Origin of the sequence: Sulfitobacter sp. 1A12056, from assembly GCF_043558125.1 — a bacterium.
Taxonomy (GTDB): Bacteria; Pseudomonadota; Alphaproteobacteria; order Rhodobacterales; family Rhodobacteraceae; genus Sulfitobacter; species Sulfitobacter faviae.
Genome location: NZ_JBIFFY010000003.1, coordinates 1 through 25,841, shown reverse-complemented (window position 1 = coordinate 25,841; position 25,841 = coordinate 1). Strand labels below are relative to the sequence as shown.

General features: G+C 62.0%; 30 protein-coding genes. 13 read left to right on the top strand and 17 right to left on the bottom strand.

The genetic code is table 11. The features are described from left to right. Positions 1–15 precede the first annotated feature (15 nt). The 3 genes from ACGYLD_RS08270 to ACGYLD_RS08260 are packed head-to-tail and all read right to left on the bottom strand — an operon-like array spanning position 16 to position 2,806. Positions 16–579 carry a TadE/TadG family type IV pilus assembly protein gene (locus ACGYLD_RS08270; RefSeq protein ID WP_271693091.1) on the bottom strand — a complete coding sequence of 188 codons (564 nt, stop codon included), beginning with the start codon at positions 577–579 and terminating at the stop codon, positions 16–18. Further along, the gene (locus ACGYLD_RS08265) at positions 576–1,106 is read right to left on the bottom strand and encodes a TadE/TadG family type IV pilus assembly protein (protein WP_067267295.1); all 531 of its coding nucleotides are present in this window, start codon (positions 1,104–1,106) and stop codon (positions 576–578) included. The genes ACGYLD_RS08270 and ACGYLD_RS08265 overlap by 4 nt, the downstream gene beginning before the upstream one ends. After that, positions 1,103–2,806, bottom strand: a complete 1,704-nt coding sequence (locus tag ACGYLD_RS08260; protein ID WP_271693090.1) for a TadE/TadG family type IV pilus assembly protein — start codon at positions 2,804–2,806, stop codon at positions 1,103–1,105. The genes ACGYLD_RS08265 and ACGYLD_RS08260 overlap by 4 nt, the downstream gene beginning before the upstream one ends. A gap of 416 nt (positions 2,807–3,222) precedes the next feature. On the opposite strand from ACGYLD_RS08260, the gene ACGYLD_RS08255 reads away from it, so the two are divergent. Both ACGYLD_RS08255 and ACGYLD_RS08250 read left to right on the top strand, forming a co-directional pair. After that, positions 3,223–4,347, top strand: a complete 1,125-nt coding sequence (locus ACGYLD_RS08255; RefSeq protein ID WP_067267298.1) for a beta-ketoacyl-ACP synthase III — start codon at positions 3,223–3,225, stop codon at positions 4,345–4,347. 77 nt (positions 4,348–4,424) lie between these two features. After that, positions 4,425–5,006: a thymidine kinase gene (locus ACGYLD_RS08250; protein ID WP_271693089.1), complete on the top strand. Its 582-nt coding sequence runs from the start codon at positions 4,425–4,427 to the stop codon at positions 5,004–5,006. On the opposite strand, the gene ACGYLD_RS08245 is transcribed toward ACGYLD_RS08250, so the two are convergent. The 5 genes from ACGYLD_RS08245 to ACGYLD_RS08225 all read right to left on the bottom strand — a co-directional run bounded on the left by ACGYLD_RS08245 (position 5,003) and on the right by ACGYLD_RS08225 (position 8,171). Then, complete coding sequence (locus ACGYLD_RS08245; RefSeq protein WP_271693088.1) at positions 5,003–5,953, bottom strand: D-glycerate dehydrogenase; 951 nt, start codon at positions 5,951–5,953, stop codon at positions 5,003–5,005. The genes ACGYLD_RS08250 and ACGYLD_RS08245 overlap by 4 nt on opposite strands. After that, a complete protein-coding gene (locus tag ACGYLD_RS08240) occupies positions 5,950–6,288 on the bottom strand; it encodes a tRNA-binding protein (protein WP_209218245.1) in 339 nt (112 codons plus the stop codon). Before ACGYLD_RS08240 ends, ACGYLD_RS08245 begins: the two co-directional genes overlap by 4 nt. Continuing rightward, positions 6,281–7,096, bottom strand: coding sequence for a pyrroline-5-carboxylate reductase (gene proC, locus ACGYLD_RS08235; RefSeq protein ID WP_271693086.1), 816 nt, complete (start codon positions 7,094–7,096; stop codon positions 6,281–6,283). The genes ACGYLD_RS08240 and proC overlap by 8 nt, the downstream gene beginning before the upstream one ends. A 30-nt stretch (positions 7,097–7,126) precedes the next feature. After that, positions 7,127–7,627 carry a YbjN domain-containing protein gene (locus ACGYLD_RS08230; RefSeq protein ID WP_271688136.1) on the bottom strand — a complete coding sequence of 167 codons (501 nt, stop codon included), beginning with the start codon at positions 7,625–7,627 and terminating at the stop codon, positions 7,127–7,129. A gap of 301 nt (positions 7,628–7,928) precedes the next feature. Then, positions 7,929–8,171, bottom strand: coding sequence for an accessory factor UbiK family protein (locus tag ACGYLD_RS08225; protein ID WP_067267308.1), 243 nt, complete (start codon positions 8,169–8,171; stop codon positions 7,929–7,931). A gap of 94 nt (positions 8,172–8,265) precedes the next feature. Between ACGYLD_RS08225 and lgt the strand changes: the two genes are divergently transcribed. The 5 genes from lgt to ACGYLD_RS08200 all read left to right on the top strand — a co-directional run bounded on the left by lgt (position 8,266) and on the right by ACGYLD_RS08200 (position 12,359). Further along, complete coding sequence (gene lgt, locus ACGYLD_RS08220; protein ID WP_271693085.1) at positions 8,266–9,150, top strand: prolipoprotein diacylglyceryl transferase; 885 nt, start codon at positions 8,266–8,268, stop codon at positions 9,148–9,150. Continuing rightward, complete coding sequence (locus ACGYLD_RS08215) at positions 9,147–10,205, top strand: class I SAM-dependent methyltransferase (protein WP_271693084.1); 1,059 nt, start codon at positions 9,147–9,149, stop codon at positions 10,203–10,205. Before lgt ends, ACGYLD_RS08215 begins: the two co-directional genes overlap by 4 nt. Beyond that, the gene (pgeF, locus tag ACGYLD_RS08210) at positions 10,202–10,957 is read left to right on the top strand and encodes a peptidoglycan editing factor PgeF (protein WP_271693083.1); all 756 of its coding nucleotides are present in this window, start codon (positions 10,202–10,204) and stop codon (positions 10,955–10,957) included. The genes ACGYLD_RS08215 and pgeF overlap by 4 nt, the downstream gene beginning before the upstream one ends. Positions 10,958–11,228: 271 nt before the next feature. After that, positions 11,229–11,372: a hypothetical protein gene (locus tag ACGYLD_RS08205; protein ID WP_271693082.1), complete on the top strand. Its 144-nt coding sequence runs from the start codon at positions 11,229–11,231 to the stop codon at positions 11,370–11,372. Between the two features lie 273 nt (positions 11,373–11,645). Further along, positions 11,646–12,359 (top strand): Hint domain-containing protein, encoded by a 714-nt coding sequence (locus ACGYLD_RS08200; RefSeq protein WP_271693081.1) that lies wholly within the window; start codon positions 11,646–11,648, stop codon positions 12,357–12,359. 2 nt (positions 12,360–12,361) lie between these two features. Here ACGYLD_RS08200 and ACGYLD_RS08195 read toward each other — a convergent pair whose 3' ends face one another. Next, positions 12,362–12,862, bottom strand: a complete 501-nt coding sequence (locus tag ACGYLD_RS08195; protein ID WP_067267317.1) for an Lrp/AsnC family transcriptional regulator — start codon at positions 12,860–12,862, stop codon at positions 12,362–12,364. Between the two features lie 215 nt (positions 12,863–13,077). Here ACGYLD_RS08195 and trxB point away from each other — a divergent pair, with 215 nt between their 5' ends. Beyond that, a complete protein-coding gene (gene trxB / locus ACGYLD_RS08190; RefSeq protein ID WP_394402078.1) occupies positions 13,078–14,082 on the top strand; it encodes a thioredoxin-disulfide reductase in 1,005 nt (334 codons plus the stop codon). A gap of 193 nt (positions 14,083–14,275) precedes the next feature. Next, on the top strand, positions 14,276–15,988 hold the full coding sequence (locus ACGYLD_RS08185) for a bifunctional sulfate adenylyltransferase/adenylylsulfate kinase (protein WP_394402075.1): 1,713 nt from the start codon (positions 14,276–14,278) through the stop codon (positions 15,986–15,988). A gap of 54 nt (positions 15,989–16,042) precedes the next feature. Here ACGYLD_RS08185 and ACGYLD_RS08180 read toward each other — a convergent pair whose 3' ends face one another. The 3 genes from ACGYLD_RS08180 to ACGYLD_RS08170 all read right to left on the bottom strand — a co-directional run bounded on the left by ACGYLD_RS08180 (position 16,043) and on the right by ACGYLD_RS08170 (position 17,642). Continuing rightward, positions 16,043–16,927, bottom strand: coding sequence for a PhzF family phenazine biosynthesis protein (locus ACGYLD_RS08180; protein ID WP_394402072.1), 885 nt, complete (start codon positions 16,925–16,927; stop codon positions 16,043–16,045). Between the two features lie 78 nt (positions 16,928–17,005). Beyond that, entirely contained in the window at positions 17,006–17,224 is a 219-nt protein-coding gene (locus ACGYLD_RS08175) for a DUF1150 family protein (protein WP_007119022.1), read from the bottom strand. A gap of 4 nt (positions 17,225–17,228) precedes the next feature. Beyond that, positions 17,229–17,642, bottom strand: a complete 414-nt coding sequence (locus tag ACGYLD_RS08170; protein WP_067267324.1) for an Hsp20 family protein — start codon at positions 17,640–17,642, stop codon at positions 17,229–17,231. Between the two features lie 163 nt (positions 17,643–17,805). On the opposite strand from ACGYLD_RS08170, the gene ACGYLD_RS08165 reads away from it, so the two are divergent. The 3 genes from ACGYLD_RS08165 (at position 17,806) to ACGYLD_RS08155 (ending at position 19,674) form a co-directional block, all read left to right on the top strand. Then, positions 17,806–18,030: a YdcH family protein gene (locus tag ACGYLD_RS08165; RefSeq protein WP_067267347.1), complete on the top strand. Its 225-nt coding sequence runs from the start codon at positions 17,806–17,808 to the stop codon at positions 18,028–18,030. A gap of 95 nt (positions 18,031–18,125) precedes the next feature. Then, positions 18,126–18,611 carry a 5-(carboxyamino)imidazole ribonucleotide mutase gene (purE, locus tag ACGYLD_RS08160; protein ID WP_209218256.1) on the top strand — a complete coding sequence of 162 codons (486 nt, stop codon included), beginning with the start codon at positions 18,126–18,128 and terminating at the stop codon, positions 18,609–18,611. Next, on the top strand, positions 18,604–19,674 hold the full coding sequence (locus tag ACGYLD_RS08155) for a 5-(carboxyamino)imidazole ribonucleotide synthase (RefSeq protein WP_271693077.1): 1,071 nt from the start codon (positions 18,604–18,606) through the stop codon (positions 19,672–19,674). Before purE ends, ACGYLD_RS08155 begins: the two co-directional genes overlap by 8 nt. A gap of 2 nt (positions 19,675–19,676) precedes the next feature. Here ACGYLD_RS08155 and ACGYLD_RS08150 read toward each other — a convergent pair whose 3' ends face one another. Together ACGYLD_RS08150 and ACGYLD_RS08145 are read right to left on the bottom strand one after the other, a co-directional pair. Next, positions 19,677–20,819 carry an alpha-D-ribose 1-methylphosphonate 5-triphosphate diphosphatase gene (locus ACGYLD_RS08150; RefSeq protein WP_271693076.1) on the bottom strand — a complete coding sequence of 381 codons (1,143 nt, stop codon included), beginning with the start codon at positions 20,817–20,819 and terminating at the stop codon, positions 19,677–19,679. Then, complete coding sequence (locus ACGYLD_RS08145; RefSeq protein WP_394402068.1) at positions 20,806–21,603, bottom strand: esterase/lipase family protein; 798 nt, start codon at positions 21,601–21,603, stop codon at positions 20,806–20,808. The genes ACGYLD_RS08150 and ACGYLD_RS08145 overlap by 14 nt, the downstream gene beginning before the upstream one ends. A gap of 66 nt (positions 21,604–21,669) precedes the next feature. On the opposite strand from ACGYLD_RS08145, the gene ACGYLD_RS08140 reads away from it, so the two are divergent. Next, positions 21,670–22,134, top strand: coding sequence for an NUDIX domain-containing protein (locus tag ACGYLD_RS08140; RefSeq protein ID WP_271693074.1), 465 nt, complete (start codon positions 21,670–21,672; stop codon positions 22,132–22,134). Here ACGYLD_RS08140 and ACGYLD_RS08135 read toward each other — a convergent pair. From ACGYLD_RS08135 to ACGYLD_RS08125, 3 genes are all read right to left on the bottom strand, one after another. Further along, positions 22,100–22,948 carry a DMT family transporter gene (locus tag ACGYLD_RS08135; RefSeq protein WP_271693073.1) on the bottom strand — a complete coding sequence of 283 codons (849 nt, stop codon included), beginning with the start codon at positions 22,946–22,948 and terminating at the stop codon, positions 22,100–22,102. The two genes, ACGYLD_RS08140 and ACGYLD_RS08135, sit on opposite strands and share 35 nt — an antisense overlap. A 185-nt stretch (positions 22,949–23,133) precedes the next feature. Then, a complete protein-coding gene (locus ACGYLD_RS08130) occupies positions 23,134–23,883 on the bottom strand; it encodes an ATP-binding protein (RefSeq protein WP_394402064.1) in 750 nt (249 codons plus the stop codon). A 70-nt stretch (positions 23,884–23,953) separates the two neighbouring features. Next, on the bottom strand, positions 23,954–25,345 hold the full coding sequence (locus tag ACGYLD_RS08125) for an extracellular solute-binding protein (protein ID WP_271693071.1): 1,392 nt from the start codon (positions 25,343–25,345) through the stop codon (positions 23,954–23,956). Positions 25,346–25,841 lie beyond the last annotated feature (496 nt).

Sequence of the window (25,841 nt, the reverse complement as noted above, 5' to 3'; positions counted from 1 at the left end):
GGCATCGGTGCCCGCTTAGCTGATGATGCACCGGATCCAGCAAAGCTGAGGTGCGAAACGCATCCGCGTGGCATGCGAGACGTTGACCTCCGTGCCCTCCAAGCCGATCTGCGCAATCGGCTCGTGCATGAAAGAAGTCTCCACCAGCACCAGACGGTCACCATTGGCCATCAGCGGCACCCGTTCACGCGAAAGCCCCGCGATAAAGTCGATGTCGAGCAGGCTGTCCAGCCCTATGCCTTGCGAGAAATCCACCGCCAAAATCCGGCGGTCCAGACTGTCGCAATTCAGAATGCACCGCACCTGCGTGACGCGCAGAGAGACTTCGTAACCGGTGAGTTGCTCCGCGACCGACTGCAGGCCCAAGAGATCAGCGGCGTTGATCGGCGTCGTCTGCCGCGACAGGCTGTCGGCGATGACGGCGGTGGCATCGGTCGCCATCCCGCGGACCCGAAAGGCATCGGTAAAGGTCAGCATCGCCATGATCGACCAGACCAACAACGGCAGCAGAACCAGAAAGGCAATCGTCTGGCTGCCCTCTTCCGACTGGACGAAACGTTTGAATACGATCCCCCTCATCCGCGCGGCTCCGTCACGAAAGCGGTGGTGACCCGCACGCCATATGTGCCATCCGACCCTTCGGGCAATTTCCGGCCCAAGCCTGTCCCCGGCAAAAGCGGATCGAACAAACGACAGACCCGCATCATCATCAGGTTGTTCTGCTGACCCGGCAGAAAACCATTTGCCGGGTCGAAATCCTCATCCCGGTCGACACAGGGGGCAGCCCCGCTCAGATCAGCCCAATCGGCAATCGGCATGGCGCGCATCTCGATCCGGATATTCTCGATGCAGCCCGCATCGAAAACCGACCGCTCACAAATCAGCGCCTTCATCGCGTCATAGCCTGGCACAGAACCGGTGGCCAAACGCACGTCCCGCACGGCCAAATTCGTGGCCCGGCGCAGCATGATCTCACGCGCGCTCCACAACCCCGTCTCAAGCGCGAGGAAGAAAAAGTAAAAGACGAGCGGCAAAAGGATGACGAACTCGATGGTGACCCCGCCCGCCTCGGACCGGCGAAAGCGGTCTTTGACGAAGCGGATCATTTCGTCAGCCTCAACATAGAGATGGACGCCGCGATCATGTCGAAGGCGGTTTGGATTTCGAGACCCTGAACGTCGAAGTAATGGGCCTCGGAAGAGGCGCAGTCTTTCAGAAGGCTGAGGGAGTTGGTGCTGTCGACATCCATGCCGATGGAATAGACCACGACGCCAGCCGTGTTCGCGACGCCGCAGATTTGGCGCAGGCGGCGGTCTTTCTCGCTCGCGCTGATGGTGTCGTGCATGTTGTTCCAAAAACTGTTCGCGCGGGAACTCCAAGTCTGCGATCCGCCCCACCAGTTCGTCGTCCGCCGCCGGCCATAGAGATTATATCCGTAATAGTAAGGGGACATCTCGGCCCAAACCTCGGGCCATTCGAGCCGTTCTTCCTGCCCTTGATCCCTATAGTCCCGTAGACTGGGGTGGTTGAGCAGCGTGTAATCATCCCACCTACGATCAGAGCCCCAAGGGTGGGTCGCATAAAAGTAGTCTTCAGGATAGGAATTATCCCCGTCGTATTCGTTGGAGCGTTCGGCAGAATCCACTGTATAGAACACCACCGACCCGTAATCGGTGCGGATCACATCCGACTCGCCAGAGGCATACTCAGGCTCAAGACGGTATTCCGGAAAGTTCTCACCATCCGTCATCAGCACCAGAACCTTCATGCTGTTATCAGCCCCGTGTGGGTGCGGACGGCCTTGAAACTCCTGCGGGACCAGACCGGCGTCGATCAACCCGCTCACCGGCCCCTGTGCGGAGGGGTCAAGCAAGGCCAGCCCCCACTTCGCACCAACGTCGATCGACGTCGACCCTTCGGCGGTCAAAGCGAGGATTTGCGATCTCAGCGCCGCGACCGAGTCTGACAGAGGAGTAATTTCAAAACCTGCGTCTTTACGGCAAACCCATTGGCCCCTTTCCTGGTCGGAACTCGACATGCTCTGGAACTGGAAGTGCCCTGTCCGTTGCATCTGTTGTTGGGGGTCGATCGCCAAGGAACCATAGTCATTCCCATCGAAATCCACGCAGTGGGAATAGCTATGTTCGGTGGTTGTCGAATATTGGCCCAGCAGGGCTTCTCCCGCATTTACCTTGGTCGAATAGGGAATGATCGAAATCGATACGCGTCCCTCTTCGGTATCGCTTAGGATCGTATCGACAAAGTCGATGGCCGCATTCTTCAGCAGGGTCAACTTGATCCCGCTCCGGTCGCTGGTCCTCTCCCCCATCGACCCCGACACATCCAACACCAGCGAAATCTCGATGTCCTCAACCCGTTCGGTCGCCTCAGAACTGATCGTCATCCCGAGTGAATCGATGTCGAAAAACCGGAAGAAATAGGTGTTCAGCCCGGCAGGGAGCGAGGCTTCGACGGTGCGCCCCACCAGAATGCCGCCGATCTTTTCTTCGCTCGAGTCGATCACCACCTCGGACGGATCGAGCCCCGCTGAGGTAAGATAGCTGCGCACGACCTCTTCTGGGTCGAGGTCTTGTGACAGGCTCGCCGCGGCCAGCACGGCATTGTCCAGGTGGGTCTGAAAGGTGGTCCGCGTCCGCTCGTGGTTCGCCAGATCCACGGCCAGCCCGCCAAAGATCGTGATCCCGAAAAACACGACCAACATGAGGACCAGCATACCGCCGCCCTCGTCCTTGCGAAAACGCTTTGCCCGCTCGCAAAGCATTCGACTGATAATACTGCGCCTCATGACACCTCTCTTTTTCGGAGGTTGAATCCGTAAGCAAATTCTGTGCTTTAGGCTGCGGCATTCGCGGATGGTGGACCTGTAAATCACGCGCCGGAGGGGCCGCTGCCTCAAAAAAACCCTGACTGTTCTCGTTCAATTAATGATTGCTAATGCTCAATCACTGCGCGCTTCCGGTTGCATAGTCAAGCCAGCGCGCGGGGGCCGGGGCGATCAAAATTCGCAACTGTAGCGGCATTCACACGTCTGCCCCGTCAAAGCCGTGGCAAGTCCTGCGCGGTTTCGCTAGAGTATGGAACCTGCACCTTGCTGCCCCCTGCATCAAAGTGCACCGACATGACAACGGCCCTTGCAATTCGCCCGGGGCTGCTCAGCTTTATCAGACCAGCCATGCCGTTGGAGAGAAAGGGATCACACCGATGTATCAAGCCGCCATCACCGGTACGGGCGTTTTCACGCCGCAGCAAACCATCACCAACGCCGAACTGGTCGAAGCCTTCAACGCCTATGCCGACCTCTACAACGCCGAAAATGCCGAGGCGATCGAAGCGGGCACCCTAGAGGCCAAGGCGCATTCTTCGGAAGAGTTCATCGTCAAAGCCAGCGGCATCGAACAGCGCTATGTCATGGATAAATCCGGCGTGCTGGACCCCAATGTGATGCACCCCCTGCTGCGCCAGCGCGCGGATGAGGAACCTTCCCTCATGGCCGAAATGGCCATTGATGCCGCGCAGAAGGCACTCGCCGCCGCTGGAAAGAGTGCCGAGGATGTGGACGCGGTGATCTGCGCCGCCTCCAACCTCGAGCGCGCCTATCCTGCCGTGGCCATTGAGATTCAGGAGCTTCTGGGCGTAAAGGGCTTTGCCTTCGATATGAACGTCGCCTGTTCTTCGGCCACTTTCGGCATTCAGGCGGCGGCGGATATGATCCGCTCCGGCTCCATCCGCTCCGCCCTCGTGGTGAACCCCGAGATTTGCTCAGCCCACCTCGAATGGCGTGATCGCGATTGCCACTTCATCTTTGGTGACGTGGCCACCGCCACGCTGCTGGAACGGGCCGAAGATGTCGACGGCCCCTGTTTCGACGTCATCTCCACCCGCTGCGCGACCGAATATTCCAACAACATCCGCAACAACAACGGCTTCCTCCGCCGCTCCCGCCCCGATGGGCTGAGCGACCGGCGCGATATGCAGTTCATGCAGAATGGGCGCAAAGTGTTTAAGGAAGTGTTACCCATGGTGGCCGACCATATCGGTGGGCATATGTCCGACAACGGGTTGGAATCCGCCGATCTCAAGCGCATCTGGCTGCATCAGGCAAATAAGTCGATGAACGATTTCATCGGGCGCAAAGTGCTGGGGCGGGAACCCGAGCCGGGCGAACAGCCCAACATTCTGCAAGACTACGCCAACACCTCCTCCGCCGGGTCGATCATCGCTTTCGCCAAGAACTCCGACGATCTGGAAGACGGCGACACTGGGCTGATCTGCTCCTTCGGGGCGGGCTATTCCGTAGGCTCCGTCATCGTCAAAAAGCGCGGCTAACCCGCGGCGCCCGGCCCTAAGATCAGGGCGGGGTTTGCATCTTGATCCGCTGTCATGGGCGGCGTAACACCCTGCACATGGCAAAGCTCTACTTCAATTACTCCACCATGAACGCCGGTAAATCCACGGTGCTGCTTCAAGCGGCGCATAACTATATGGAACGCGGCATGGTGCCCTTTTTGCTCACCGCGCAGTTCGACAACCGCGCGGGCGAAGGGCGCATCGCCTCCCGTATCGGCATTGGGCAAGAGGCCGATACTTTCGCCCCGGGCGAAGACCTTTTGGCCAAGATCGAAGCTCGGTTGGAGCAAGGCCCCTGCGCCTGTATCTTTGTCGATGAGGCGCAGTTTCTGGAGGTCGAGCAGGTCTGGCAACTGGCCCGTGCGGTGGATGATCTGGGCGTGCCGATCATGTGTTTTGGCCTTCGCGTCGATTTCCGGGGTGAGCTTTTCCCCGGCTCCGCCACCCTGCTGGCGCTGGCCGATGAGATGCGCGAAGTGCGCACCATTTGCCATTGCGGCAAGAAGGCCACGATGGTCGTGCGCCGCGACGCCGAAGGGCAAGCGATGCGGGACGGCGCGCAGGTGCAGATCGGCGGGAACGAGACCTATGTCTCGCTCTGCCGCAAACACTGGCGCGCCGCCGTGGGCGACGGTTAAACCCGGTTTGGCGGGGTCTCTCCGTCGATGAAGGCTCGTAGATTGGCAACGGCCATCAGCCCCATATCGACACGGACTTCATGCGCCGCCGTGCCGAGATGCGGCAACAGCACAACGTTGTCGAGATCGCGCAGCGCCTGCGGCACCTTGGGCTCGAACTCATAGACATCCAAACCCGCACCGCCAATGCGCCCCGCTTGCAGGGCTTTGATCAACGCGGCCTCCTGCACCACATCGCCGCGGGCGATGTTGATCAGATGGGCATGGGGCTGCATCGCGCCGAGAACGGCTTCATCGATCAGATGCCGGGTCTCGCCGCCGCCGGGCACGGCGATGACAAGCACATCCACGGCTTCAGCCAGCGCGGTCAGGCTCTCGACACGGGTAGCGGGAAAATCGAGGTCTTTCTCACTGCGGTTGAAATAGCTGACCTGCATTTCGAACCCATAGTGGCAGCGCCGCGCGATGGCCTGCCCGATCCGCCCCATGCCAACGATGCCGACCCGTTTGCCTGTCAGATGCAGGCCCAGCATCTGCGTCGGGTGCCAGCCCGCCCATCCGCCGGAGCGGACCAGCCGCTCCCCTTCGGCAGCGCGGCGGGCGGACATCAGCATGAGCGTCATGGCGACATCCGCCGTGGCATCGGTGACGGCGCCGGGGGTGTTGGTCACCTCCACCCCCGCCGCGCGCGCCGCTGCCGCGTCGATGTGGTTATAACCGACGCCGAAATTGGCGAGGATCTTGCAGCGCGGCTCGGGCACATCGGCGAAAACCTCGGCCGAGAAAGCATCCCCCAGGGTCGGCATCACTCCGTCATAGTCGCGCAGCGCGGCGCGCATTTCTTCGCCCGAAAGCGGCGCAGTTTCCTCGCGCACCGTCACTTCGCAGCCCTTTAACGCTTCGGTGACTTCTTTGGGCAAGGGTCTGGCAATCAATATCTTTTTCAATGCATCCGCCCTCCTTCGGGCACTTTTTGATCGGGCGACAAAAGCACGATCTCTCCGTCCTTGTCGGGCAGGCCGAGCACCAGCACCTCGGACATGAAAGGCCCGATCTGACGGGCGGGGAAGTTAACCACGGCCACGACCTGCCGTCCCACCAGCGTCTCCGGCGTATAATGCGCGGTGATCTGGGCCGAGGTCTTACGCTCGCCGATCTCCTCGCCGAAATCTACCCAGAGTTTGATCGCCGGTTTGCGTGCTTCCGGAAAGGCTTCGGCCCGGGTCACGGTGCCGACGCGAATATCGACTTTCAGGAAATCGTCGAAAGTGATCTCAGCCATTGGCCAGCTCCCGCGATCTGTCCGCCGCGGCGGCGACTGCGCGCTTGAGAAGGGGCGGGAAGCCTTGGGCCTCGTCCATCAAAACCTCAAGCGCCGCTTGGGTCGTGCCATTGGGGCTGGTGACGTTGACGCGCAACTGCGCCGGTTCCTCTTCAGCCTGCATCGCCAGCGCCCCTGCCCCGGCAACGGTTGCCTTGGCCAATTGCATCGCCAATTCTTCGGGCAAGCCTTGGGCCACACCAGCGGCGGCCATGCATTCGATCATGTGAAAGACATAGGCCGGACCGGAGCCGCTGACCCCCGTGACCGCGTCGATCTGCGCCTCTTCGGTCAGACGGACGACCTCGCCCACCGCGCTCAGCAGGGTCTCAGCTTCATCCAGCGACCGGCTGCCCGCTTTGGCGTTGCCGACAATGGCGGTGATCCCTTTAGAGATGGCAGCAGGGGTATTGGGCATGGCCCGCACGATAGGCGTGTCGCCGCCAAGGATGCTTTCGAAGTAACCGATGGTCGTTCCCGCCGCGACGCTGACAAAAAGCGTCTCGCCATTGCCCATCGCCTGAAGCGTCGGCAGTGCGTCCGCCATCATCTGCGGTTTGACCGCCACCAGCACCACCGCTGGCGCGGCAGGCAGGTCGGCGTTCAGGTTCACGCCGGTGCCTTGCAGCCAATCGGACGGTTTCGGGTCCACGACCCAGACCGCGCTTGCCGGCAGCCCCTGCGCCAGCCAGCCTTCCAACATGGCCGATCCCATTTTGCCACAGCCCAGCAAAACCAGACCGTCGCGTGCTACTCTCCCGTCTTTCATCCTATCCCCCGAAGTTGTTCGGGGACTTTGTTACGCCCGGCCGTAAGCCTCTGCAATGGCGACGTCCATCGCGGCCTTTGGGGATTGATCGCCCCAGACGAGCAATTGCAGCGCAGGATAGTAGCGTTCCGCGCTCATGACGGCGGCCCCGATCATCGTGTCGATCTGCTCTGGCCCCGCGACCTGTCCGCCCGCCAAAACCAGCCCGTAGCGGTAGACCATCAACTGCTGATCGGCCCAAAAGCTGAAGGCCCCCGCCCAGCATTGATCGTTGACGAGGTTTAACAATTCGTAAAGTTCCGGCAGTTTTTCAGCCGGAGGCTCCATCTCGAAGGTGCAGATCAGCCGCAGCGTTTCATCGTAAGCCGACCATGCCAGCGTGATGGAATAGGTCCGCCACTGCCCCTCGACCGCCATGGCGATCTGGTCATCCGCCACGCGGTCGAATTCCCAATCGTGATGGGCCGCGAGATTTTCAACGATATCAATGGGGTGGATTTCTTCTTCAAGGTAATGCTCGGACAGGGCCATTTCGCCACCTCTCAATCTGTTCCACGGGGCGGGACTTGGCCCACCATGCATGGAAGCCTGCACAAATAGGCGTGTAGGTTCACATCACCTATACAAGATATGGTGCTTGCGGCGGAACAGTCTGGCAAGTTTTTTCTTGGGGATAACCACAATTGATAGGGGATAACCGCAATAACTTGTGGGTAAATCGCGGAAATCGTCTATAAATTGGAGAAAGAGGGCGCGAGGGGCCGCAAACGGCCCCTGTCCACGCGGGGGATCGCCGCCCCGGCCCGGGGCGGCTGATCGAATTCTATCGGGTTCAGTCTTTGGCTTCGAGCTTGTCGAGCCGCGCTTTCAGCGCTTCGTTCTCTTCGCGTGCCTTCTGCGCCATGGCGCGCACCGCGTCGAACTCCTCACGGGTGACGAAATCACGGTCAGCGAGCCAACGGTCGAGCATGCCCTTGAAGGCGGTCTCGGCCTCGTCCTTAGCGCCTTGGGCGACGCCCATCGCGTTTGTCATCATCTGTGAAACATCATCGAAAAACTTGTTGCGGGTCTGCATGTCTGGCCTCCGGAGGTTTGTTAGCCTCTATATGGGGCGCGACGCCCTTGCTCGCAAGGTTGACTTCCCCGCGCGGCCTTGCTCAATCAGCAGCATGATAGCCATGCTCCCCTTCCCCGATATCGCGCCGGAAATCTTTTCGGTGACCCTGTTTGGTTCCACCTTCGCGCTGCGCTGGTATGCGCTGGCCTATATCGTGGGCATTCTGCTGGGCTGGCGCATCGCCACCGCGGCGGTCAAACGCCCCCAACTGTGGAAGAACGACACGCCGGTGATGAAACCCGGTCAGGTCGAGGATCTGCTCTTTTGGGTCATTCTGGGCGTGATCCTTGGCGGGCGGCTGGGCTATGTCCTGTTTTATCAGCCGGCCTATTACCTGTCGAACCCTGCGGCCATCTTGCAGCTTTGGGAAGGCGGCATGTCCTTTCACGGCGGGGCGCTCGGGGTCATTCTGGCCGGGCTTTTCTATACATGGCGGCACCGCATCCCGGTAATCTCGACCGGGGATATGGTCTGTCTGGGGCTGGCGCCGGGGCTGTTTCTGGGGCGTCTGGCGAATTTCATCAATGCCGAGCTTTGGGGCCGCCCGACCGATCTGCCTTGGGGCGTGGCCTTCCCCGGTGAAGCGGCGCAGTTCTGCCCCGATGTGGCGGGCATCTGCGCGCGCCATCCCTCGCAGCTCTATGAGGCGCTGCTGGAGGGGCTGCTCTTGGGCGGCGTCCTGATCTGGATGGCGTGGAAACGCGGCGCGCTCAAAATGCCGGGGCTGATCGGTGGCACTTTCCTTGCGGGCTATGGCGCGGCACGGTTCGCGGTGGAGTTCCTGCGCCAGCCCGACGCGCAATTCGTCACCCCCGGCAACCCGCTGGGGCTGGCTTGGCATATCGGCGGCTGGGGGCTGACCATGGGGCAAATCCTATCGCTGCCGATGATTGCCGTGGGCGTCTTCCTCATCATCCGAGCGCGGCGGCAGGCATGAGCCTGAAGGACCATCTGCTCACACGGATCGCACTGGAAGGGCCGATGCGGCTGGACGCCTATATGCAGTCCTGCCTGCTGCATCCCGACTGGGGGTACTATACCACCCGGGCGCCTTTCGGCCCGGAGGGGGATTTCATCACCGCCCCCGAGATCAGCCAAATGTTTGGCGAGTTGATCGGCCTGTCGCTGGCGCAAAGCTGGCTGGATCAGGGCGCGCCCTCCCCCTTCACACTGGCCGAGCTTGGGCCGGGCCGGGGGACATTGATGGCCGATATCCTGCGCGCCACGGCGCGGGTGCCGGGGTTTCAGGACGCGGCGCAGGTCACGCTGGTCGAAGCCTCTCCTTCTTTACGCGAGGTGCAGCGCGAGACGTTGCGAGGGGCCGAGGTCACTTGGGCCGAGAGTGCCGCTGACCTGCCAGATGCGCCGCTGTTCCTCGTCGCCAATGAGTTTTTCGACGCGCTGCCGATCCGGCAATTCATCCGCCAAGGCGCAGGCTGGGCCGAGCGCCGGGTGGGCGCGGCAGAGGGGGCGCTGACCTTTGGCCTCGGCCCCGTGACCCCACAGCCTGCCCTTGCCCATCGGCTGGAGGATACGAAAGACGGCGACCTTGTTGAGCTTTGCGCTCCGGCGGCGGAGATCATGCAAGAGATCGGCAAACGTATCGCGGCCCATGGCGGGGCGGGGCTGATCATCGACTATGGCGATTGGCGCGCCTTGGGCGACACGCTGCAAGCGCTGGAAAACCACAGCCCTGCCGATCCGCTCGCCAATCCCGGGCAGGCCGATCTGACCGCCCATGTCGATTTCGAGGCGCTCGCCCGCGCCTGCCCCTGCCCCCATAGCCGCGTGGTCACCCAAGGCGTTTTTCTGGAGCGGTTGGGCATCACCCCCCGCGCGCAGAAACTGGCCGAGGCGCTGACCGGTGACGCGCTCAGCAACCATATTGCCGCACATCGACGGTTGACGCACCCGGCGGAAATGGGAAACCTGTTCAAAGTGATGGGGCTCTACCAAAAAGGTCAGACCCCGCCCCCGGGGACAGAAGTATGACGCTCGAAATTCTGACATCCGATGCGCTTGCCCCTTTGCGGCACGGGTTTTTCACCCGCCGTGGCGGCGCGTCATCGGGGGTGTTTTCCGGGCTGAACTGCGGCAGCGGCAGCTCGGACCAATCCGAAATCGTGCGCATCAACCGCGCCCGCGCCGCCGAGGCGATGGGCCTCCCCGCCGACCATCTTGTCGGGGTGCATCAGGTCCACTCTGCCACCGTCGTCACCGTGACGGAACCGCGCGACGACAAGCCCCGCGCCGATGCGCTGGTGACCCAAACCCCCGGCATCGCCCTGTCGATCCTGACCGCTGACTGCCAGCCCGTGCTCTTTGCGGATGCGCAGGCCGGTGTGGTCGGCGCGGCCCATGCAGGCTGGCGCGGCGCACTTGATGGGATACTCGAGGCGACGGTCGACGCGATGGTCGATCTCGGCGCTACCCGCGAAAAGATCACCGCGGTGATCGGCCCCTCCATCAGCCAGCGCGCCTATGAGGTCGGGCCGGAGTTTCTGGACAACTTCATGAATGCCGACCCCGAGTTTGCCCGCTACTTTGCCCAAGGCGAAGGCGACCGCCTGCATTTCGACCTGCCCGGCTTTGGCCTGAACCGGCTGCGCGCGGCAGGGGTGGGCCATGCGGAATGGACGCGGCATTGCACCTACGCCGATGCCGCGCGATTCTATTCCTACCGGCGCACGACCCACGCCAAGGAAGCGGACTATGGCCGCTTGCTCTCGGCGATCACCCTCTGAACGGGGCGGGATTGCGGCAAAGCCTGCCCGTTTCGCGCCGCATTGCTGTCGCGAAACTTAGCACAATCAGCCCCTTGCGACCCCATTGTTTCCAGCACCCCCTGCAAACCACCGAAAATTAACACTTTTCGAAGTATGGCAAAGGCGCCCAAGACCGCCCTTCGAACCCGCCAAATTCCCACAAGTTTCTCGCCCACGGTCAAAAACCGGCCCGATTGCACTGCGATAGTGGATGCAACGATGCCCGCGTGACCCGAAGAGGAACAAAGCCATGAAAAAGAACCCGCGCTTCATCAAATCCGTTGTCGAGACAGCGGCCAAGACCGACACCGTCATGCCATGGGCCCGCGGTGTGCGCCGCGCCGCTTTCATAGCCAAACGCTCCGGCAATGCCCCGGTCCGCAAGACCGCCTGAGAAGTTTCCCCCGGTACCGGTGCCACGTGCCCGGTATAGCAGACCGCCCCTCGTGACGTTGATTCGTTGCGAGGGGCGTTTTCATGCGAATATGGCGATCACGCACCCGGCCCGGAAACAGCCCCCCCGCATTCAGCCGAGATTGGCGCGCAAAGCGCAGCGCTCAGGCCGGATATTTTGACAAATCCCGCAGAACATGGCGCAGTATCCGTCAGCCCGAGCCGGTGCATGCCGCCCACGGCAGCGCTGTGCCGGGCCGACAAAGGGTTTTGCATGACTCAGACCGCCACCAAAGCCGAAGGCCCACCGCCCGCGCCGATGCGCAGCTATGAAGTCGCCGCGCTCCGCGCCGACGGGTCGCTCTATATCGGGCAAGACACCGCCCCCACTGCGCCACTTTTCGAAGCCGCTTTCGCGGCCTTCGCCCGCGGGACGCCAATCCAAACGGTGCAGGGCGACATCGCCATCGAAGATCTCCAGCCCGGCGACATGATCCACACGAGTCCCGGAGGTCCGGCGCAGTTGATCTGGATCGGGTCGAGCCGTTTCATCCCGGCGGACAGTGGGCGGCTGCCCCTCATCCGCATCATGCCCGACAGTTTCGGCGAGGGGCGCCCCAGTTCGTTCCTCACTCTCGGCCCCGCCGCACGGGTGCTCCAGACGCCGCCCGACCTGCGGGCCGAGGCGGAGGGCAGCCGCCTGCTCACCCCGCTGCGCGAATTTGTGGATGGGGTCAATGTGATCGAGGTCACCCCGCCAACCCCGGTGCGCCTGTTTCATATCTGTCTGTCGCGCCATGCGGTGATCAAGGCAGGCGGGCTAGAGATGGAGACCTTTCACCCCGGCGCTCAAGCGCTGCGTGACGCAACGCCCGGCCTGCGGGATCGCTTTCTATCCATGTTTCCGCAGATCGCGCATGGGCGTGATTTCGGCCCCCTCGCCCATCCCCGCGCGCCTGAAGCGGCAGAAGACCGCGCCGACAGCTGATCTCAAGGCGCTGTCGACAGCCGCGCTTCCAACACGTCGAAAGGCACGCCCGGCTCATCCTTGGCTCCGCGGATCACGAGGCTGGTCTTCACGCTTTCCACATTGGGCGTGGTCAGCAATTGTCCGGTCAGGAAACTTTGAAAGCTCGACAGATCCGGTGCCACGCATTTCAGGATGAAATCGACCTCACCGTTCAGCATATGGCACTCGCGCACCAGCGGCCAACCACGGCATTTCTCTTCAAACGCACTCAAATCAGCCTCGGCCTGACTGGCCAGCCCGACCATGGCGAAGACCTGCACCTCAAAGCCCAGTTCGCGCGCATCGACATCCGCATGATAGCCTTTGATATAGCCCTGCTCTTCCAAGGTACGCACGCGCCGCAAACAGGGCGGCGCAGAGATGCCGACGCGTTTGGCCAGTTCGACATTCGTCATCCGGCCATCAGATTGCAACTCGGCCAAGATCATCCGGTCTATCGGATCAAGTCGTGTACCCGCCATAACATCCTCAGTGAATTTTCGATTCTTATAGCAGCCTGCGTGGTGCGCGCAATAAAGTTTCACACAAGCGCAATATTCTTTATCACGGCCCTTGAGACCAGCCGCCCGTCCGTTCACGCAAGCGTAATGACGGGGCGGTGACGGCAGGGGTTTAACGGCTTCGCGGCTATCGCTATATGAGGCGGGCAATATCAATGACAGCCCGGGGGCGCCAGATGGCCGAGACACGTAAAACCAAGGTACTGATCATCGGCTCCGGCCCTGCGGGTTATACCGCCGGGGTCTACGCAAGCCGCGCCATGCTGGAGCCGATCCTCGTGCAGGGGATCGAGCCGGGCGGCCAGCTGACCACCACCACCGAGGTCGAGAACTGGCCCGGCGACAGCGAGGTGCAGGGCCCCGACCTGATGATCCGCATGCAGGACCACGCCAAGGCCATGGGGACCGAGATCATCGGCGACATCATCACCGACCTCGACCTGTCGAGCCGTCCGTTCCACGCCAAGGGCGACAGCGGCACGACTTACGTCGCCGATTCCGTGATCCTCGCCACCGGGGCGCGGGCCAAGTGGCTCGGGCTGGAGAGCGAAGAAAAGTTCAAGGGCTTCGGCGTCTCGGCCTGTGCCACCTGCGATGGGTTCTTCTACCGCGGTCAGGAGATCGTGGTCATCGGCGGCGGCAACACCGCCGTGGAAGAGGCGCTGTTCCTTACCAACTTCGCCTCCAAGGTCACGCTGATCCACCGCCGGGACGAGCTGCGCGCCGAGAAGATCCTGATCGACCGTCTGATGAAGAACCCCAAGATCGAGCCGCTGTGGTTCCACGAGTTGCACGAGGTCTACGGCACCGACAACCCGCTCGGCGTCGAGGGCGTGAAGGTCAAACACACCAAGACCGGCGAAATTACCGACATCCCCGCCAAGGGTGTCTTTGTCGCCATCGGCCATGCGCCCGCCAACGAGTTGGTCAAGGACACGCTGGAGACCCACATGGGCGGCTACGTCGTGACCAAACCCGACAGCACCGAAACCTCGATCCCCGGTGTCTTCGCCGCGGGTGACCTGACCGACCACAAGTACCGCCAAGCGGTGACCAGCGCTGGCATGGGCTGCATGGCTGCACTCGAAGCCGAGCGTTTCCTTGCCGAAGTGGGCGACGATGACGGCAAAGATACCTCCCTCCCGCTCGGCTATGGGGCCGAGGTGAAGAAAGACGTTTAAGTCAGACGAAGGCGCGGCGGAGATAATTCCGGTTTCCGCCGCCCCTCAGCACCCGAATTGCAGGCCACCCTCGGATCATGGGATTTCGGCCTTTAACGGGGCGACACCCCTTAGTTCTATAGACTTTTCACATATTTTGCAGCTATGGCAGCCGGGACCAAAGCCGCCTGTTCCCTGAAGAAAAGTGATAGTCATGATGCCCAGCAACCTCACGCCGATCCCCGAACTCTACGTCTCTTACGAGTCTTCGCAAAAGCTGAAGGTGGAGGCGGGCAATCTGGTGAGCCTCGACCTCACCCCGCGCCAGATCTGCGATCTGGAACTCTTGATGAACGGTGGCTTCAACCCGCTGAAAGGGTTCTTGGGCGAAGAGGACTACGACAGCGTGGTCGAGAATATGCGTCTGGCGGATGGCTCGCTCTGGCCGATGCCCATCACCCTCGACGTGACCGAGGCTTTCGCCGAGCAGCTCGAAGTAGGGCAGGACATCGCCCTGCGCGACCAAGAGGGCGTGATCCTCGCGACCATGACCGTGACCGACCGCTGGACCCCGAACAAATCGCGCGAGGCCGAGAAGGTCTTTGGCGCCGATGACGAGGCGCATCCGGCGGTGAATTACCTGCACAACCAAGCGGGCAACGTCTATCTGGGCGGCCCCGTGACCGGCATCCAGCAGCCGGTGCACTACGACTTCCGCGCCCGCCGCGACACGCCCAACGAGCTGCGCGCCTATTTCCGCAAGCTGGGTTGGCGCCGCGTCGTGGCCTTTCAAACCCGCAACCCGCTGCACCGCGCACATCAGGAACTCACCTTCCGCGCCGCCCGTGAAGCGCAGGCCAACCTGCTGATCCACCCGGTTGTCGGCATGACCAAACCGGGCGACGTGGATCACTTCACCCGCGTGCGCTGCTACGAGGCGGTGCTCGACAAATACCCTGCCGCCACGACCTCCATGTCGCTCCTGAACCTCGCCATGCGCATGGCTGGCCCGCGCGAGGCCGTCTGGCACGGGCTGATCCGCAAGAACCACGGCTGCACCCATTTCATTGTCGGCCGCGACCACGCTGGCCCCGGCAAGAACTCCGCCGGTGAGGATTTCTATGGCCCCTATGACGCGCAGGAATTGTTCCGCGCGCATCAGGAGGAGATGGGCATCGAAATGGTCGATTTCAAACATATGGTCTGGGTGCAGGAACGCGCCCAATATGAGGCCATGGATGAGATTGAGGACAAGGACAGCGTCACCATCCTGAACATCTCGGGCACCGAGCTGCGCCGCCGCCTGCGGGAAGGTTTGGAGATCCCTGAGTGGTTCTCCTTCCCCGAGGTCGTGAAGGAGCTGCGCCGCACCTCCCCGCCGCGCTCGAAGCAGGGGTTCACCGTCTTCTTCACCGGCTTCTCCGGTTCGGGCAAATCCACCATCGCCAACGCGCTGATGGTCAAGCTGATGGAGATGGGCGGCCGCCCGGTGACGCTGCTGGACGGTGACATCGTGCGCAAGAACCTTAGCTCGGAACTCGGCTTCTCGAAAGAGCACCGCGATCTGAACATCCGCCGCATCGGCTATGTCGCGTCTGAGATCACCAAGAACGGCGGCATCGCCATCTGCGCGCCGATCGCGCCCTACGCGGCCACCCGCCGCGCGGTGCGTGAGGATGTGGAGAACTTCGGCGCCTTTGTCGAAGTGCATGTCGCGACTTCAATTGAGGAATGCGAACGCCGCGACCGCAAAGGGCTCTACAAGCTGGCGCGCGAAGGCAAGATCAAGGAATTCACTGGCATCTCCGACCCTTACGATGTGCCGCAGAACGCCGAACTGGTGCTGGAGACCGAGAATGTCGAGGTCGACAACTGCGCCCATCAGGTGTTGCTGAAGCTTGAGAACATGGGGCTGATTGCGGATTGAACCGCGCAGTTTTCGTTAAAGAGCAACGCAGCCCCTCGGGGCTTCGTTTTGCGTTTAGGGCCAGGTCACCTCGGGCATGAAAACCTGCCCCGACATCACCACACGCCCCTGCCCCGCCACGCGGACACCGGTGATCGCATCGCGGCGGCCAAGCACCTCGACCTCCGCCCGCCCCGGACGGCCCATGAGATGCCCCTGCTCGGCCACGAAGTTCGGGCTCTCGATCAACCCGCGCGCCCAGAGGTAGGCCGCCATGGCACCCGTCGCCGATCCGGTGAAAGGGTCTTCGGCGGGGCTGGGCGGGGCCAGCAGCAGCCGCGCATAGGTATTGCCCGCAGCGGTCGCGCCTTCGAGGGTGACCCAGAAAGGCTCCATCATATCGCTGCCCTGCCCCAGATGGGCGTTATAGGCCCCGAGCGCCTTGGGGTTGAGCTTCAGCCCTTCCAAGGCGGCGCGGCTGCGCAGAACAGTGATACAGAACGGGAGCCCGGTGGAGACCACCTGCGGCGGCGCGATGATATCTCCCGGGGCCACGCCGCCCACCTTGGCGACGAGATCGGCAGGCACTTCTTCCCCGAAAACCGGCGCGATCTGGGTCATGGCAATTTGAGAGCCGCGTACCTCGACCTCAACGATCCCCGCGCCAGTCTCCAACCGCAGCGGCCCTTCGCCGATCAACCCGCGATGGCGCAGCGCTGCGACGGTGGCGATGGTGGGGTGGCCCGCAAAGGGTATCTCACGACTGGCGAGGTAGTATTTCACCCTGAAATCCGCGACCTCCGACGGGCCGGTAAAGGTGCATTCCACGAGGGATGTTTCGCGCACATAGGCCATGCATAGCTCATCCGGCAGCCCTGCCCCGCCATGCACCACGGCGCAGCCATTGCCGCCAAAGACTTGGTCGGTGAAGGCGTCTACCCAGTCGAAATCGAAATCCATAAGACCGCTCCCAATAAAAAAGGCCGCAGCGGACTGCGGCCTTGCATCGGGCTTAGCGTATCGTCGTGCCGCGCGGCGTCAATGCACCATCACTGGCCGGTAGTCATGCTCTCGCGCCAGCGAGAAAGCGAGTTTCTGATCGCCGACCAGCGCAAGCTGCTGCCCTTCGGCATCGTGAACGGCATAGAGAAGCTCAAGCCCCTCGGCCTGATCGCGCACCTCGCGCGGCAGATCGGCGACAGCGATGGTTTTGACATAGACCATACGGTCGTTTCCGTGGGTGATTGCGTCTTGCATGATGTTACCCCTTCTTGATCTTGATGGTTTGAACCACCGTTTCAGGCTTGGCGCGGGTCAGGTCGACATGCAGCAGACCATTCTCCATAACCGCCTCGCCCACATCGACCCCATCGGCCAGTACGAACGAGCGTTGGAATTGACGCGCAGCGATTCCACGGTGCAGAAACACCCGGTCTTCGCCATCGTCGGACTGACGCCCACGGATCACGAGCTGTCTATCCTCAACGGTTATCGACAGATCCTGTTCCGAAAAACCCGCTACCGCCAGCGTGATGCGATAGCTGTAGTCCGAGGTTTGCTCGATGTTGAACGGCGGATAACCTTCGTTTCCGGCTTTGGCGCTGCGTTCGAGCACCCGTTCTAATTGTTCAAACCCAAGCATATGCGGGTAAGAGGCAAGCGTTAATTTCGTCATGCGACACGTCCTTATCAGGTCAAGCGACAGTGTTTCACAGGCCCCGCAACCGGCAGCCCGTTGCATTGAATATGGGGGGGCTTGGGCAGGGGCGCAAGGGCTATGCCAAATGATCTCAACCGCTTATATTCAAGGTTCAGATGCCCAACGGAATCACCTGCCTATGAATGCCCCTACCGATCTGTCGATGAAAACGGACGAAGTGCTGCGTGTCGAGCTTGAGGTCTTTCGACGGGAACATCGCGATCTGGATGACGCCATCCATGCGCTGGTCGAACGCGGCACGGGGGATCAACTGACCCTGCAACGGCTCAAGAAACGCAAACTGCGTCTCAAGGATTTGATCGCCCAGATCGAAGACCGGCTGACGCCCGATATCATCGCCTAACCCATTATCCCCATGGCCCGCGGCAATCGGCGTTGCCAGATGGGCCGTGATGGGTATAGTGCGCGCTCTGATCCACCAAGAGAAGGCCCGCAGCAATGACCACGCCCCCGGTTGGCATCATCATGGGGTCCCAGTCCGACTGGGCCACCATGCGCGAAGCAGCAACCCTGCTGGACGAGCTTAACATCCCCTTCGAGGCGCGCATCGTTTCGGCCCATCGCACGCCGGACCGGCTCTGGGACTATGGCAAGACGGCGGTGGACCGGGGTTTGCAAGTCATCATCGCGGGCGCAGGCGGGGCGGCGCATTTGCCGGGCATGATGGCCTCCAAAACCCGCGTGCCGGTGATCGGTGTGCCGGTGCAGACCAAGGCGTTGTCGGGTGTGGATTCGCTTTATTCCATCCTGCAAATGCCACGCGGCTTCCCGGTCGCGACCATGGCCATCGGTGCTGCAGGCGCGGCCAATGCCGCCCTGATGGCGGCAGGCATCCTTGCGCTGCAAGACCCGGAATTGGCCAAACGGCTAGACGATTGGCGCGATGCGCTCAGCGCTTCGATCCCCGAGGTGCCGCATGACTGAACCCCTGCAAACCGGCGCCACCATCGGCATTCTGGGCGGCGGCCAATTGGGCCGCATGCTTTCTGTCGCCGCAGCACGGCTTGGCTTTCGCACCCATATCTTCGAGCCGGGCGCCAACCCGCCCGCCGCCGATGTGGCCCATGCGGTGACCACCGCCCCCTATGACGACCACAAGGCGCTGGAGGCTTTCGCCCGCGCCTGTGACATCGTCACCTTCGAGTTTGAAAACATCCCCACCGAAGCGCTCGACGTGGTCGAGGCGATCACCCCGCTGCGCCCGGGCCGAGAGGCGCTGCGCATTTCCCAAGACCGGCTGACCGAGAAGACCTTCCTCGGCGATCTTGGCCTGCGCGTGGCCCCTTTCGCCGATGTGAGCGACGCGGCCAGCCTCAAGGCCGCCGTGGCCCAGATCGGCACGCCTGCGATCCTCAAAACCCGCCGTTTCGGCTATGACGGAAAGGGCCAAGCGCGGCTGAAAGACGATGCCGACCTCGACGCCGCTTGGGCCGAGATGAACGGCGCGCCTTCCGTGCTCGAAGGTTTCGTGAACTTCAGCGCCGAAATCTCTGTCATCGCCGCGCGCAGTGCCACGGGAGAGGTCGCCTGTTTCGACCCTGGTGAGAATGTCCACCGCGATGGCATCCTGCACACCACCACCGTGCCCGCCAAGATCAGCAATGCACAGCGCACCGACGCGGTGCTGCTTGCCGGTCGCGTGCTGAACGCACTGGATTACGTCGGCGTCATGGGCGTCGAGCTTTTCGTCACGCCGCAGGGGCTGATCGTGAATGAGATCGCCCCGCGGGTGCATAACTCTGGCCATTGGACCCAGAACGGCTGCACCATCGATCAATTCGAGCAGCATATCCGCGCCGTGGCCGGGTGGCCCTTGGGCGATGGGCAGCGCTATGCAGATGTGGTGATGACCAACCTCATCGGCGATGACATGGACCGCGTGCCCGAACTGGCCCGCGCCCGCGACACGGCGCTGCATCTCTACGGCAAGGCCGAGGTCAAACCGGGCCGCAAGATGGGTCATGTAAACCAGATCACCCGCGGCTGAGGTCAGCCGAAGAACCGATCCGCAACCGCGCCGGACATGAAGCTCACCCGCCCCGCCGCGAAAGTGGCGGCGACCCGGCCCGTGGCCTTGTCCAAGACGACGATATCGGCGCGTTTGCCCGGCGCGAGCGTGCCGCGATCCGTAAGCCCCAAGACCTGCGCCGGCCCGGATGAGACCAACGCCCAAGCGCCCGCAAGGTCCAGCAATCCGCTCTGCGCCAGCATCAAGGCGGCGCGGCGCGGCGAGGGGTAATGGTAATCCGACGCCAGCGCGTGACAACGCCCCATGGTGATCAGGTCCAGCGCCGAAAGGTTGCCGTTATGCGACCCGCCGCGCACCACATTGGGCGCGCCCATGATGACCGCATCCCCCGCTCCATGCGCGGCCTCGGCGGCCTCCTGCGTCTCGGGGAATTCCGCCAGTGTCACGCCCCGCGCCCGCCAAAGGGCGCGGCCCTCGGCGGTCTGGTCATCATGGCTGCCCATTTTAACGCCACGCTGCGCCAGTTCCGCGCAAAGCCCGTCCAGCGCCGCGGGCACCTCATCGCGCCGCGCGTGCATCTCCTGCATCTGTGCCAAATGGCTCTCCGGGCTGCGCCCGGCCTTCAGCGCCTGCCCGACCAGCCGTTTCGGGGTCTTGCCCGCCGCCAAACGGTCATGCGGCAGGTGATCGTTGAACACCACATAGCCCACGCCCCAATCCGCCATGCGCTGCGGCAGACTGTCGTAGAGGTCGAGCATATGGGTCTCGAACCGAAGCTGCGGGCGGATGTCGGTGACCAATTCCGGCGCGGTATCGCGGATGCCGCTAAAGACCTGATCGGCGAACGCCAGCCCCCGCAGCCCGCCTTCCCAACTGACGAATTGCGCCAAAACCGCGGTGGTCATGCCATTGGCCGCGAGCTCGGCCTCCGCTGCGACCAACCCTTCAGACAGTTGTTTCATCGCCCCGCGGCGCGGAGCCAGATGCCGCTCGAACGCGTCGCCATGCAGATCGACGATCCCCGGCATGACTCGAAAGCCGGTCAGATCGACAGGCCGCCCGACCGGGGCATCGGCAATCACCCCGTCGGCAAATGAGAGCGGCGCGCGGCTCAGCCCCTCGGGGTGAAGCACCTCCACATTGACGAGATTAAGGTTTGGCATCGTCCCCTCCCACCCCCGGCAGGCAGCCCGCTTCCGGGCAGCCGATCGCATTCAGGACCCCGTCGATGAAGGTCATCGACCGATCAAAACTGCCGGTTTTCAGAAAGGCCATAGTTTGGGCGATGACGCGCGGGTTGTTCATCATGAAGGTATGGGTCACCGGCAAGACGATATGATCTTTCATCCCCGCCACACGGGTCGAAGCGACCGAGACTTTTCCATCATCCGGCCCCGGCAAAAGGCTCGAAAAATAGGGGTTGAGCGACTGTGAGCCGGCAATCACGCCCAGCTCGAAAGGGACCGGCGGCAATTGGTTCGGCAAGGCCGCGTCATCGGTGCCGATCTCGGCCCCGGCGGGCCCGTTCAACCATTCGAACGCAGGGTTCTCGACCAATTCGTCCACCACCTCGCTGCCGTGATTGGGCGGCCCCAGCATCACCACGCGCCCGACCCGGTCGGCCCCGGCCTCGGCCACCCATTTGCGCACCAAAATACCGCCCATGGAATGGGTCACGAAATCGATCCGCGCGGTGCCGCAGGCCTCAATCGCGCGCGGCAGGGTCTGTTTCGCCAATTCCGCGATATTGGCCTCAGTCGAAGGGTAGCCCGGGCGCACCACGCGGTAGCCTTCGGCGGCCAAGGCGGCTTCCATCACGGCAAAAGACATCTCGGTCCGGGCCAGCCCATGCAGCAAAACAACACAGCGCCCCGCCGCGTTTTCGGCCGCGGCAGGCAGGGGGATCGCCAAGGAAATCGCGGCAATCAGCAGGGTGAAAAATCTCATCATGCCCTCCAGATAGACTGATTGCCCCGACTGTGAAATGGTCTTGGCGCGTTACCTGACGAAAGTATGCCGATGCCCCGACCCTGCCCTCGATTGGCCGCCCGCGCCGTGCTGCTGCACGAAGGCCGGCTGCTGCTGGTCAACGCCTATGCCGATGATCGGCTGGGCCTGATGTGCGCCCCCGGCGGTGGCGTGGAGGCCGGCGCCTCCCTTCCCGACAACCTGCGCCGCGAGGTCTTTGAGGAAACGGGCCTCACGATCTCTGTCGGCGCGCCCTGTTTGGTCAATGAGTTCCACGACCCCGGCGGCGAGTTCCATCAGGTGGATATCTATTTCAGATGCCACATCCTCGGATCCGCCCAAATCGCCCCCGATTGGCAAGACCGAGAGGCCATCGTCACGCGGCATCGATGGGTCACCCAAGCGGAACTGGCACAAGTCCCCCACAAGCCCGATAGCCTCGGCACAGTTGCCTTTGGCCCGACGGAGGCGGCGATCACCTACGATCCTTTGGAGCCGATTTTGCGCTGATCGCCCAAGCGATCCCGCCCAGAACCAAGGCCGTCGCGATGATCAGCGTCAGGCTCAGCGGCTCACCCAAAAGCAGCGCCCCGGCGAGGATGGCGATGATCGGCACGCTTAGCTGCGCCACCGCCGCCGTGCCCCCGTCGATCCGCGTCAGCACCGCATACCACAGGGCATAGCCAAGGCCCGAAGTCAGCCCGCCGCAAAGCGCGCCCAACAAAAGCCCCGTCAGGCTGAACTGCGCCCCCGCAACAGCGGGCAGGATGAGCATGAACGGCAAACAGAGCAAAAAGTTCGCCGAAGTCGCCGCCAGCGGATCGCCCGATGTGCGACCGATGATCGTATAGGCGGCCCAGCCGATCCCCGCCAGAACCATCAACCCGGCGCCGATTGGATCCGTGGAACCCTGCCCATCCGGCCAGAGGACCAAAACCAAGCCCGCAAAAGCCGCCGCAGCCCCTGTAATCTGACGCGCGGTGGGCGCCGCCCCAGTTAAAGCGGCGTAGGTGAACATGGTAATCTGCACCACGCCAAAAAGGATGAGCGCCCCGAGCCCCGCATCCAACGTCAGATACGCCAGACTGAACCCGATCATATAGACAGCGAGACTCACGGCCCCGCCGATCCTGTTGCGCCGCAAAAGCGGCAACCGCCCACCCCGCAGCGCAACCAAGATGGCCAAAACCAATGCCCCCGCACCGACCCGCACAAGGGCAAAGCCCGCCGGATCGATATGCCCGCCGTCCACCGCCATCCGGGTCAAAATTGAGTTCGCCGCAAAGGCGCACATGGTGAGGGCGGAAAGAAGGAAAAGCTGCATGACCTCCCGCTTAGCCTCACTCTCCAGCCGCGCCAAGCGCGGAATGCCTTTTGCACAAGGTTCTAACTGTGACGTGATGATCCCCTCGTTCGCAGTGAATGCTGTGATAAGATAAGGCGGTACGCGCGCTGCAATTCGATAGTGGTGCCAGAGGGGTTCCATGGCTCTCTAGGGTTTCACCTATGCTATGTCATAGCCACGCCCTCGAAACGCACGGATACAGTCGTACCACGCTCATTACAGGTGGATACCAAACAGGCATGGCCCCCATAGGCCGCCGCGACTTTGCGAACCAAGGCCAACCCCAAGCCCGACCCTTCAACCTCATCGCGCGACCGCAAAGTGGTCATCGGCTGGAAGACACGCTCATGATAACGCGGCGGTATTCCCGGCCCATCATCGGAAACGGTCAGCATCATGGCCTCCCCTTCGTTTTTTACCACTACCTCGACCCGCCCGGAAAACCGATCATGATGCTTGATCGCGTTTCCAATCAACGCCACGAAAAGCGAGTGCAGGTCCTGATCGTCAACGACGAAAGAGTCGCACCCGAAGTAATGATCAACCCGGAAACCACCGGGCGGCCCGACTTCCTCCAACGCGGCATCAAAGGCCTGACGAAGCTCAAGCACGGTCGCATTGCGCCTCCTTCCGGCGCGCGAGTATTGAAGCAGGTCGACTAACATCCGATCCAACCGCCGCGTGTGCCGCTTCATCAAGGCGATGGAACTGTGGACCGAAGCGCTTACCTCCAGTCCCGCCTCCTCAATATCCTCGGCGATCCATTCAGGCAGTTCCAACAGCGCGCGAATGGAGCCGCGCAGATCGTGACTTACCAGATGGATAAACTCCTCTGCATCAGGGCCGGCAGGCTGCGGCTCTTCGCGCGAAGGTAGCTCATGGTCGGCAGGTAACTTTATCAGCCGCTGCGTCATATCGCGACCTTCCTGCGATCAGCGCATGAGCAAAACGCCCTGCTAACCCGAATTAAAACTAAAGGTTCCATCAAGCGATATCCCGTAGCAATCGACGCGCATCGGGGGAATATTTCGCTCGCAGGCGCGCCCACCTTTGTATTTGCCTTTCGCGTCCGACCCGGCTTGTGATCAACTGCCATTGCTGTGCCACCCGGGTCAGGGCCATTTTCGGCGAAACCTCACCCTGAAGGGCCTTATCCAATCCCCTCCCCAATGTTTGGAAATACTCTGATTGCCCTTTCAAATAGAAATCGGGAATCGCCCCTTTAAGCGCCGCGCGGTGCACCTTCAGAAAGGGCTTTGAATAGGCCGCCTCCACTCCCGGGTCACTGTAGTGCTCATTACGAAAAGGGTCGAAAAACCCATCCGGCTGCCGAACGGCAAGTGTCGACATTGCTGGCGTGACCGCGAAGAGGGCGAATAGATAGGCGAGTTCTTTCTGGGTCGATGCCGCGCTGATGACAAAGCTCCACCCCCAGTTGAAATAGGGGATTTCAAGCAGTTCCTCCCCCACCTGCCCTCCGGGGGTTGGCCCGTAAACCATCCGTCCGCGCATCAATGATCGACGAGAGTTAAGGTATTTCTGCGTTCCGCCCCAGCCGATATTGCAATAGACATCACCCTTCGCGTAACGCGCCCAATTTCCAAACAGCCCCAGGCTCGAGGTTTCGGGGGCAAGGCAGTCCGTGATCGCAATCAACTCTTCCAGCGCCGCGACACCCGGATCATCTGCAATCTGCGGCGTCATATCGGGGGACAGAGGCCAATAGCCCTTGGCGTGAAACCGCACCCACCATTCCCATGCCAGATACCCCGGCGTGCGGAACAACAATCCGCCATATCGACCGGTCTCTGGTGCATGAAAGAACCGGATTTGCCGGTCCAGTTCCTGCCAAGTTTCTGGCTGAACAAGTGGATAGCCGAAACGATCAGCGTAGCGCGCTTGGTCATCCGGATCGCGCAGCATCTCGCGATGGTAGAACATCAAATAGGCGTCACCATCCGTTTGAAAACCATAGGTTTTACCGTCGAACCTATCCCCTTCTTGATAAAGCATAGGGTCGCGAAACCCCGGCGTTTCATAGCGTGCGGCGAGGCCATCCAAAGCATGGACCGCCCCCGCGGCCACCAGATCTGCGACACCAAAAGTCGCGGGCAAAGCGACGTCATATCGCGCGTCACCGAGTACACTATTGAGCATCAGTTCCGCGTTGATGTGATCTACATGCACTTCTTGTAGGTCGACCGCGACCCCGGTCCGTTCTGTAAAGGCTTTTGCAACCGGCGCGAGATTGGCCCGCGACCCTTCAGGCAACAGCACCGAAAGCGTCTTGACGTTTCCCCCCAATTCGCGGGCCTGCGCGGCCACCTTTATGTCGATCGCCTCACCGAATGCCGGGGCGGCGATCAGCGTGCTCAAACCGGCGCCCAATCCGATTGAAACCGTTCGTCTTGTCAACCTGCGGCCGCCTGACACGATTCGACCCTCCAATACGCCGGGGCAGGAACCCCTCCTGCTGTCATGGCGCTGGTTTTAGGGCGACGGCGATTAACATTGCGTTAATCGGTCACGGCTATTCACAAGGCATGAAAACGATGCCCCCCCCTTGGCGCCTCCTGCAGCTTTTCGGCAGCCGCATCAGCACCCGTCTCCGGGCCGCTTTTCTGCTCGTCGCGGGCATCATCGGCCTAGCGGGGTGGGTTGCTACGGGGCAAATGCGCGCTGTGTTGGCCAGTCATGCTCATTTAAGCCAATCAGCGCTACCGATGTTGGGCGTTTCCCAGCAGATTGAGCGGTCTTTGAATGGTGTGTTCCTTTCGATTGAGCAGTTAAATCAGGGTTGTGTCCCAACCCGTGGTGTATGAGGCCGCGCGCGAAGCCTTCGGCTTAGCGCAGCGCGCGGCCGGGCTGGCGG

Coding starts and splice junctions, on each gene's coding strand:
- ACGYLD_RS08135 (WP_271693073.1), bottom strand. CDS start 22,948: ATGCAGCTTTTCCTTCTTTCCGCCCTCACCATGTGCGCCTTTGCGGCG.
- pgeF (WP_271693083.1), top strand. CDS start 10,202: ATGACGCTCGAAATTCTGACATCCGATGCGCTTGCCCCTTTGCGGCAC.
- proC (WP_271693086.1), bottom strand. CDS start 7,096: ATGAAAGACGGGAGAGTAGCACGCGACGGTCTGGTTTTGCTGGGCTGT.
- ACGYLD_RS08185 (WP_394402075.1), top strand. CDS start 14,276: ATGATGCCCAGCAACCTCACGCCGATCCCCGAACTCTACGTCTCTTAC.
- trxB (WP_394402078.1), top strand. CDS start 13,078: ATGGCCGAGACACGTAAAACCAAGGTACTGATCATCGGCTCCGGCCCT.
- ACGYLD_RS08215 (WP_271693084.1), top strand. CDS start 9,147: ATGAGCCTGAAGGACCATCTGCTCACACGGATCGCACTGGAAGGGCCG.
- ACGYLD_RS08225 (WP_067267308.1), bottom strand. CDS start 8,171: ATGCAGACCCGCAACAAGTTTTTCGATGATGTTTCACAGATGATGACA.
- ACGYLD_RS08205 (WP_271693082.1), top strand. CDS start 11,229: ATGAAAAAGAACCCGCGCTTCATCAAATCCGTTGTCGAGACAGCGGCC.
- ACGYLD_RS08180 (WP_394402072.1), bottom strand. CDS start 16,927: ATGGATTTCGATTTCGACTGGGTAGACGCCTTCACCGACCAAGTCTTT.
- ACGYLD_RS08130 (WP_394402064.1), bottom strand. CDS start 23,883: ATGACGCAGCGGCTGATAAAGTTACCTGCCGACCATGAGCTACCTTCG.
- ACGYLD_RS08155 (WP_271693077.1), top strand. CDS start 18,604: ATGACTGAACCCCTGCAAACCGGCGCCACCATCGGCATTCTGGGCGGC.
- lgt (WP_271693085.1), top strand. CDS start 8,266: ATGATAGCCATGCTCCCCTTCCCCGATATCGCGCCGGAAATCTTTTCG.
- ACGYLD_RS08250 (WP_271693089.1), top strand. CDS start 4,425: ATGGCAAAGCTCTACTTCAATTACTCCACCATGAACGCCGGTAAATCC.
- ACGYLD_RS08175 (WP_007119022.1), bottom strand. CDS start 17,224: ATGCAAGACGCAATCACCCACGGAAACGACCGTATGGTCTATGTCAAA.
- ACGYLD_RS08165 (WP_067267347.1), top strand. CDS start 17,806: ATGAATGCCCCTACCGATCTGTCGATGAAAACGGACGAAGTGCTGCGT.
- ACGYLD_RS08195 (WP_067267317.1), bottom strand. CDS start 12,862: ATGGCGGGTACACGACTTGATCCGATAGACCGGATGATCTTGGCCGAG.
- ACGYLD_RS08200 (WP_271693081.1), top strand. CDS start 11,646: ATGACTCAGACCGCCACCAAAGCCGAAGGCCCACCGCCCGCGCCGATG.
- ACGYLD_RS08255 (WP_067267298.1), top strand. CDS start 3,223: ATGTATCAAGCCGCCATCACCGGTACGGGCGTTTTCACGCCGCAGCAA.
- ACGYLD_RS08140 (WP_271693074.1), top strand. CDS start 21,670: ATGCCGATGCCCCGACCCTGCCCTCGATTGGCCGCCCGCGCCGTGCTG.
- ACGYLD_RS08230 (WP_271688136.1), bottom strand. CDS start 7,627: ATGGCCCTGTCCGAGCATTACCTTGAAGAAGAAATCCACCCCATTGAT.
- purE (WP_209218256.1), top strand. CDS start 18,126: ATGACCACGCCCCCGGTTGGCATCATCATGGGGTCCCAGTCCGACTGG.
- ACGYLD_RS08240 (WP_209218245.1), bottom strand. CDS start 6,288: ATGGCTGAGATCACTTTCGACGATTTCCTGAAAGTCGATATTCGCGTC.
- ACGYLD_RS08260 (WP_271693090.1), bottom strand. CDS start 2,806: ATGAGGCGCAGTATTATCAGTCGAATGCTTTGCGAGCGGGCAAAGCGT.
- ACGYLD_RS08145 (WP_394402068.1), bottom strand. CDS start 21,603: ATGAGATTTTTCACCCTGCTGATTGCCGCGATTTCCTTGGCGATCCCC.
- ACGYLD_RS08265 (WP_067267295.1), bottom strand. CDS start 1,106: ATGATCCGCTTCGTCAAAGACCGCTTTCGCCGGTCCGAGGCGGGCGGG.
- ACGYLD_RS08270 (WP_271693091.1), bottom strand. CDS start 579: ATGAGGGGGATCGTATTCAAACGTTTCGTCCAGTCGGAAGAGGGCAGC.
- ACGYLD_RS08170 (WP_067267324.1), bottom strand. CDS start 17,642: ATGACGAAATTAACGCTTGCCTCTTACCCGCATATGCTTGGGTTTGAA.
- ACGYLD_RS08150 (WP_271693076.1), bottom strand. CDS start 20,819: ATGCCAAACCTTAATCTCGTCAATGTGGAGGTGCTTCACCCCGAGGGG.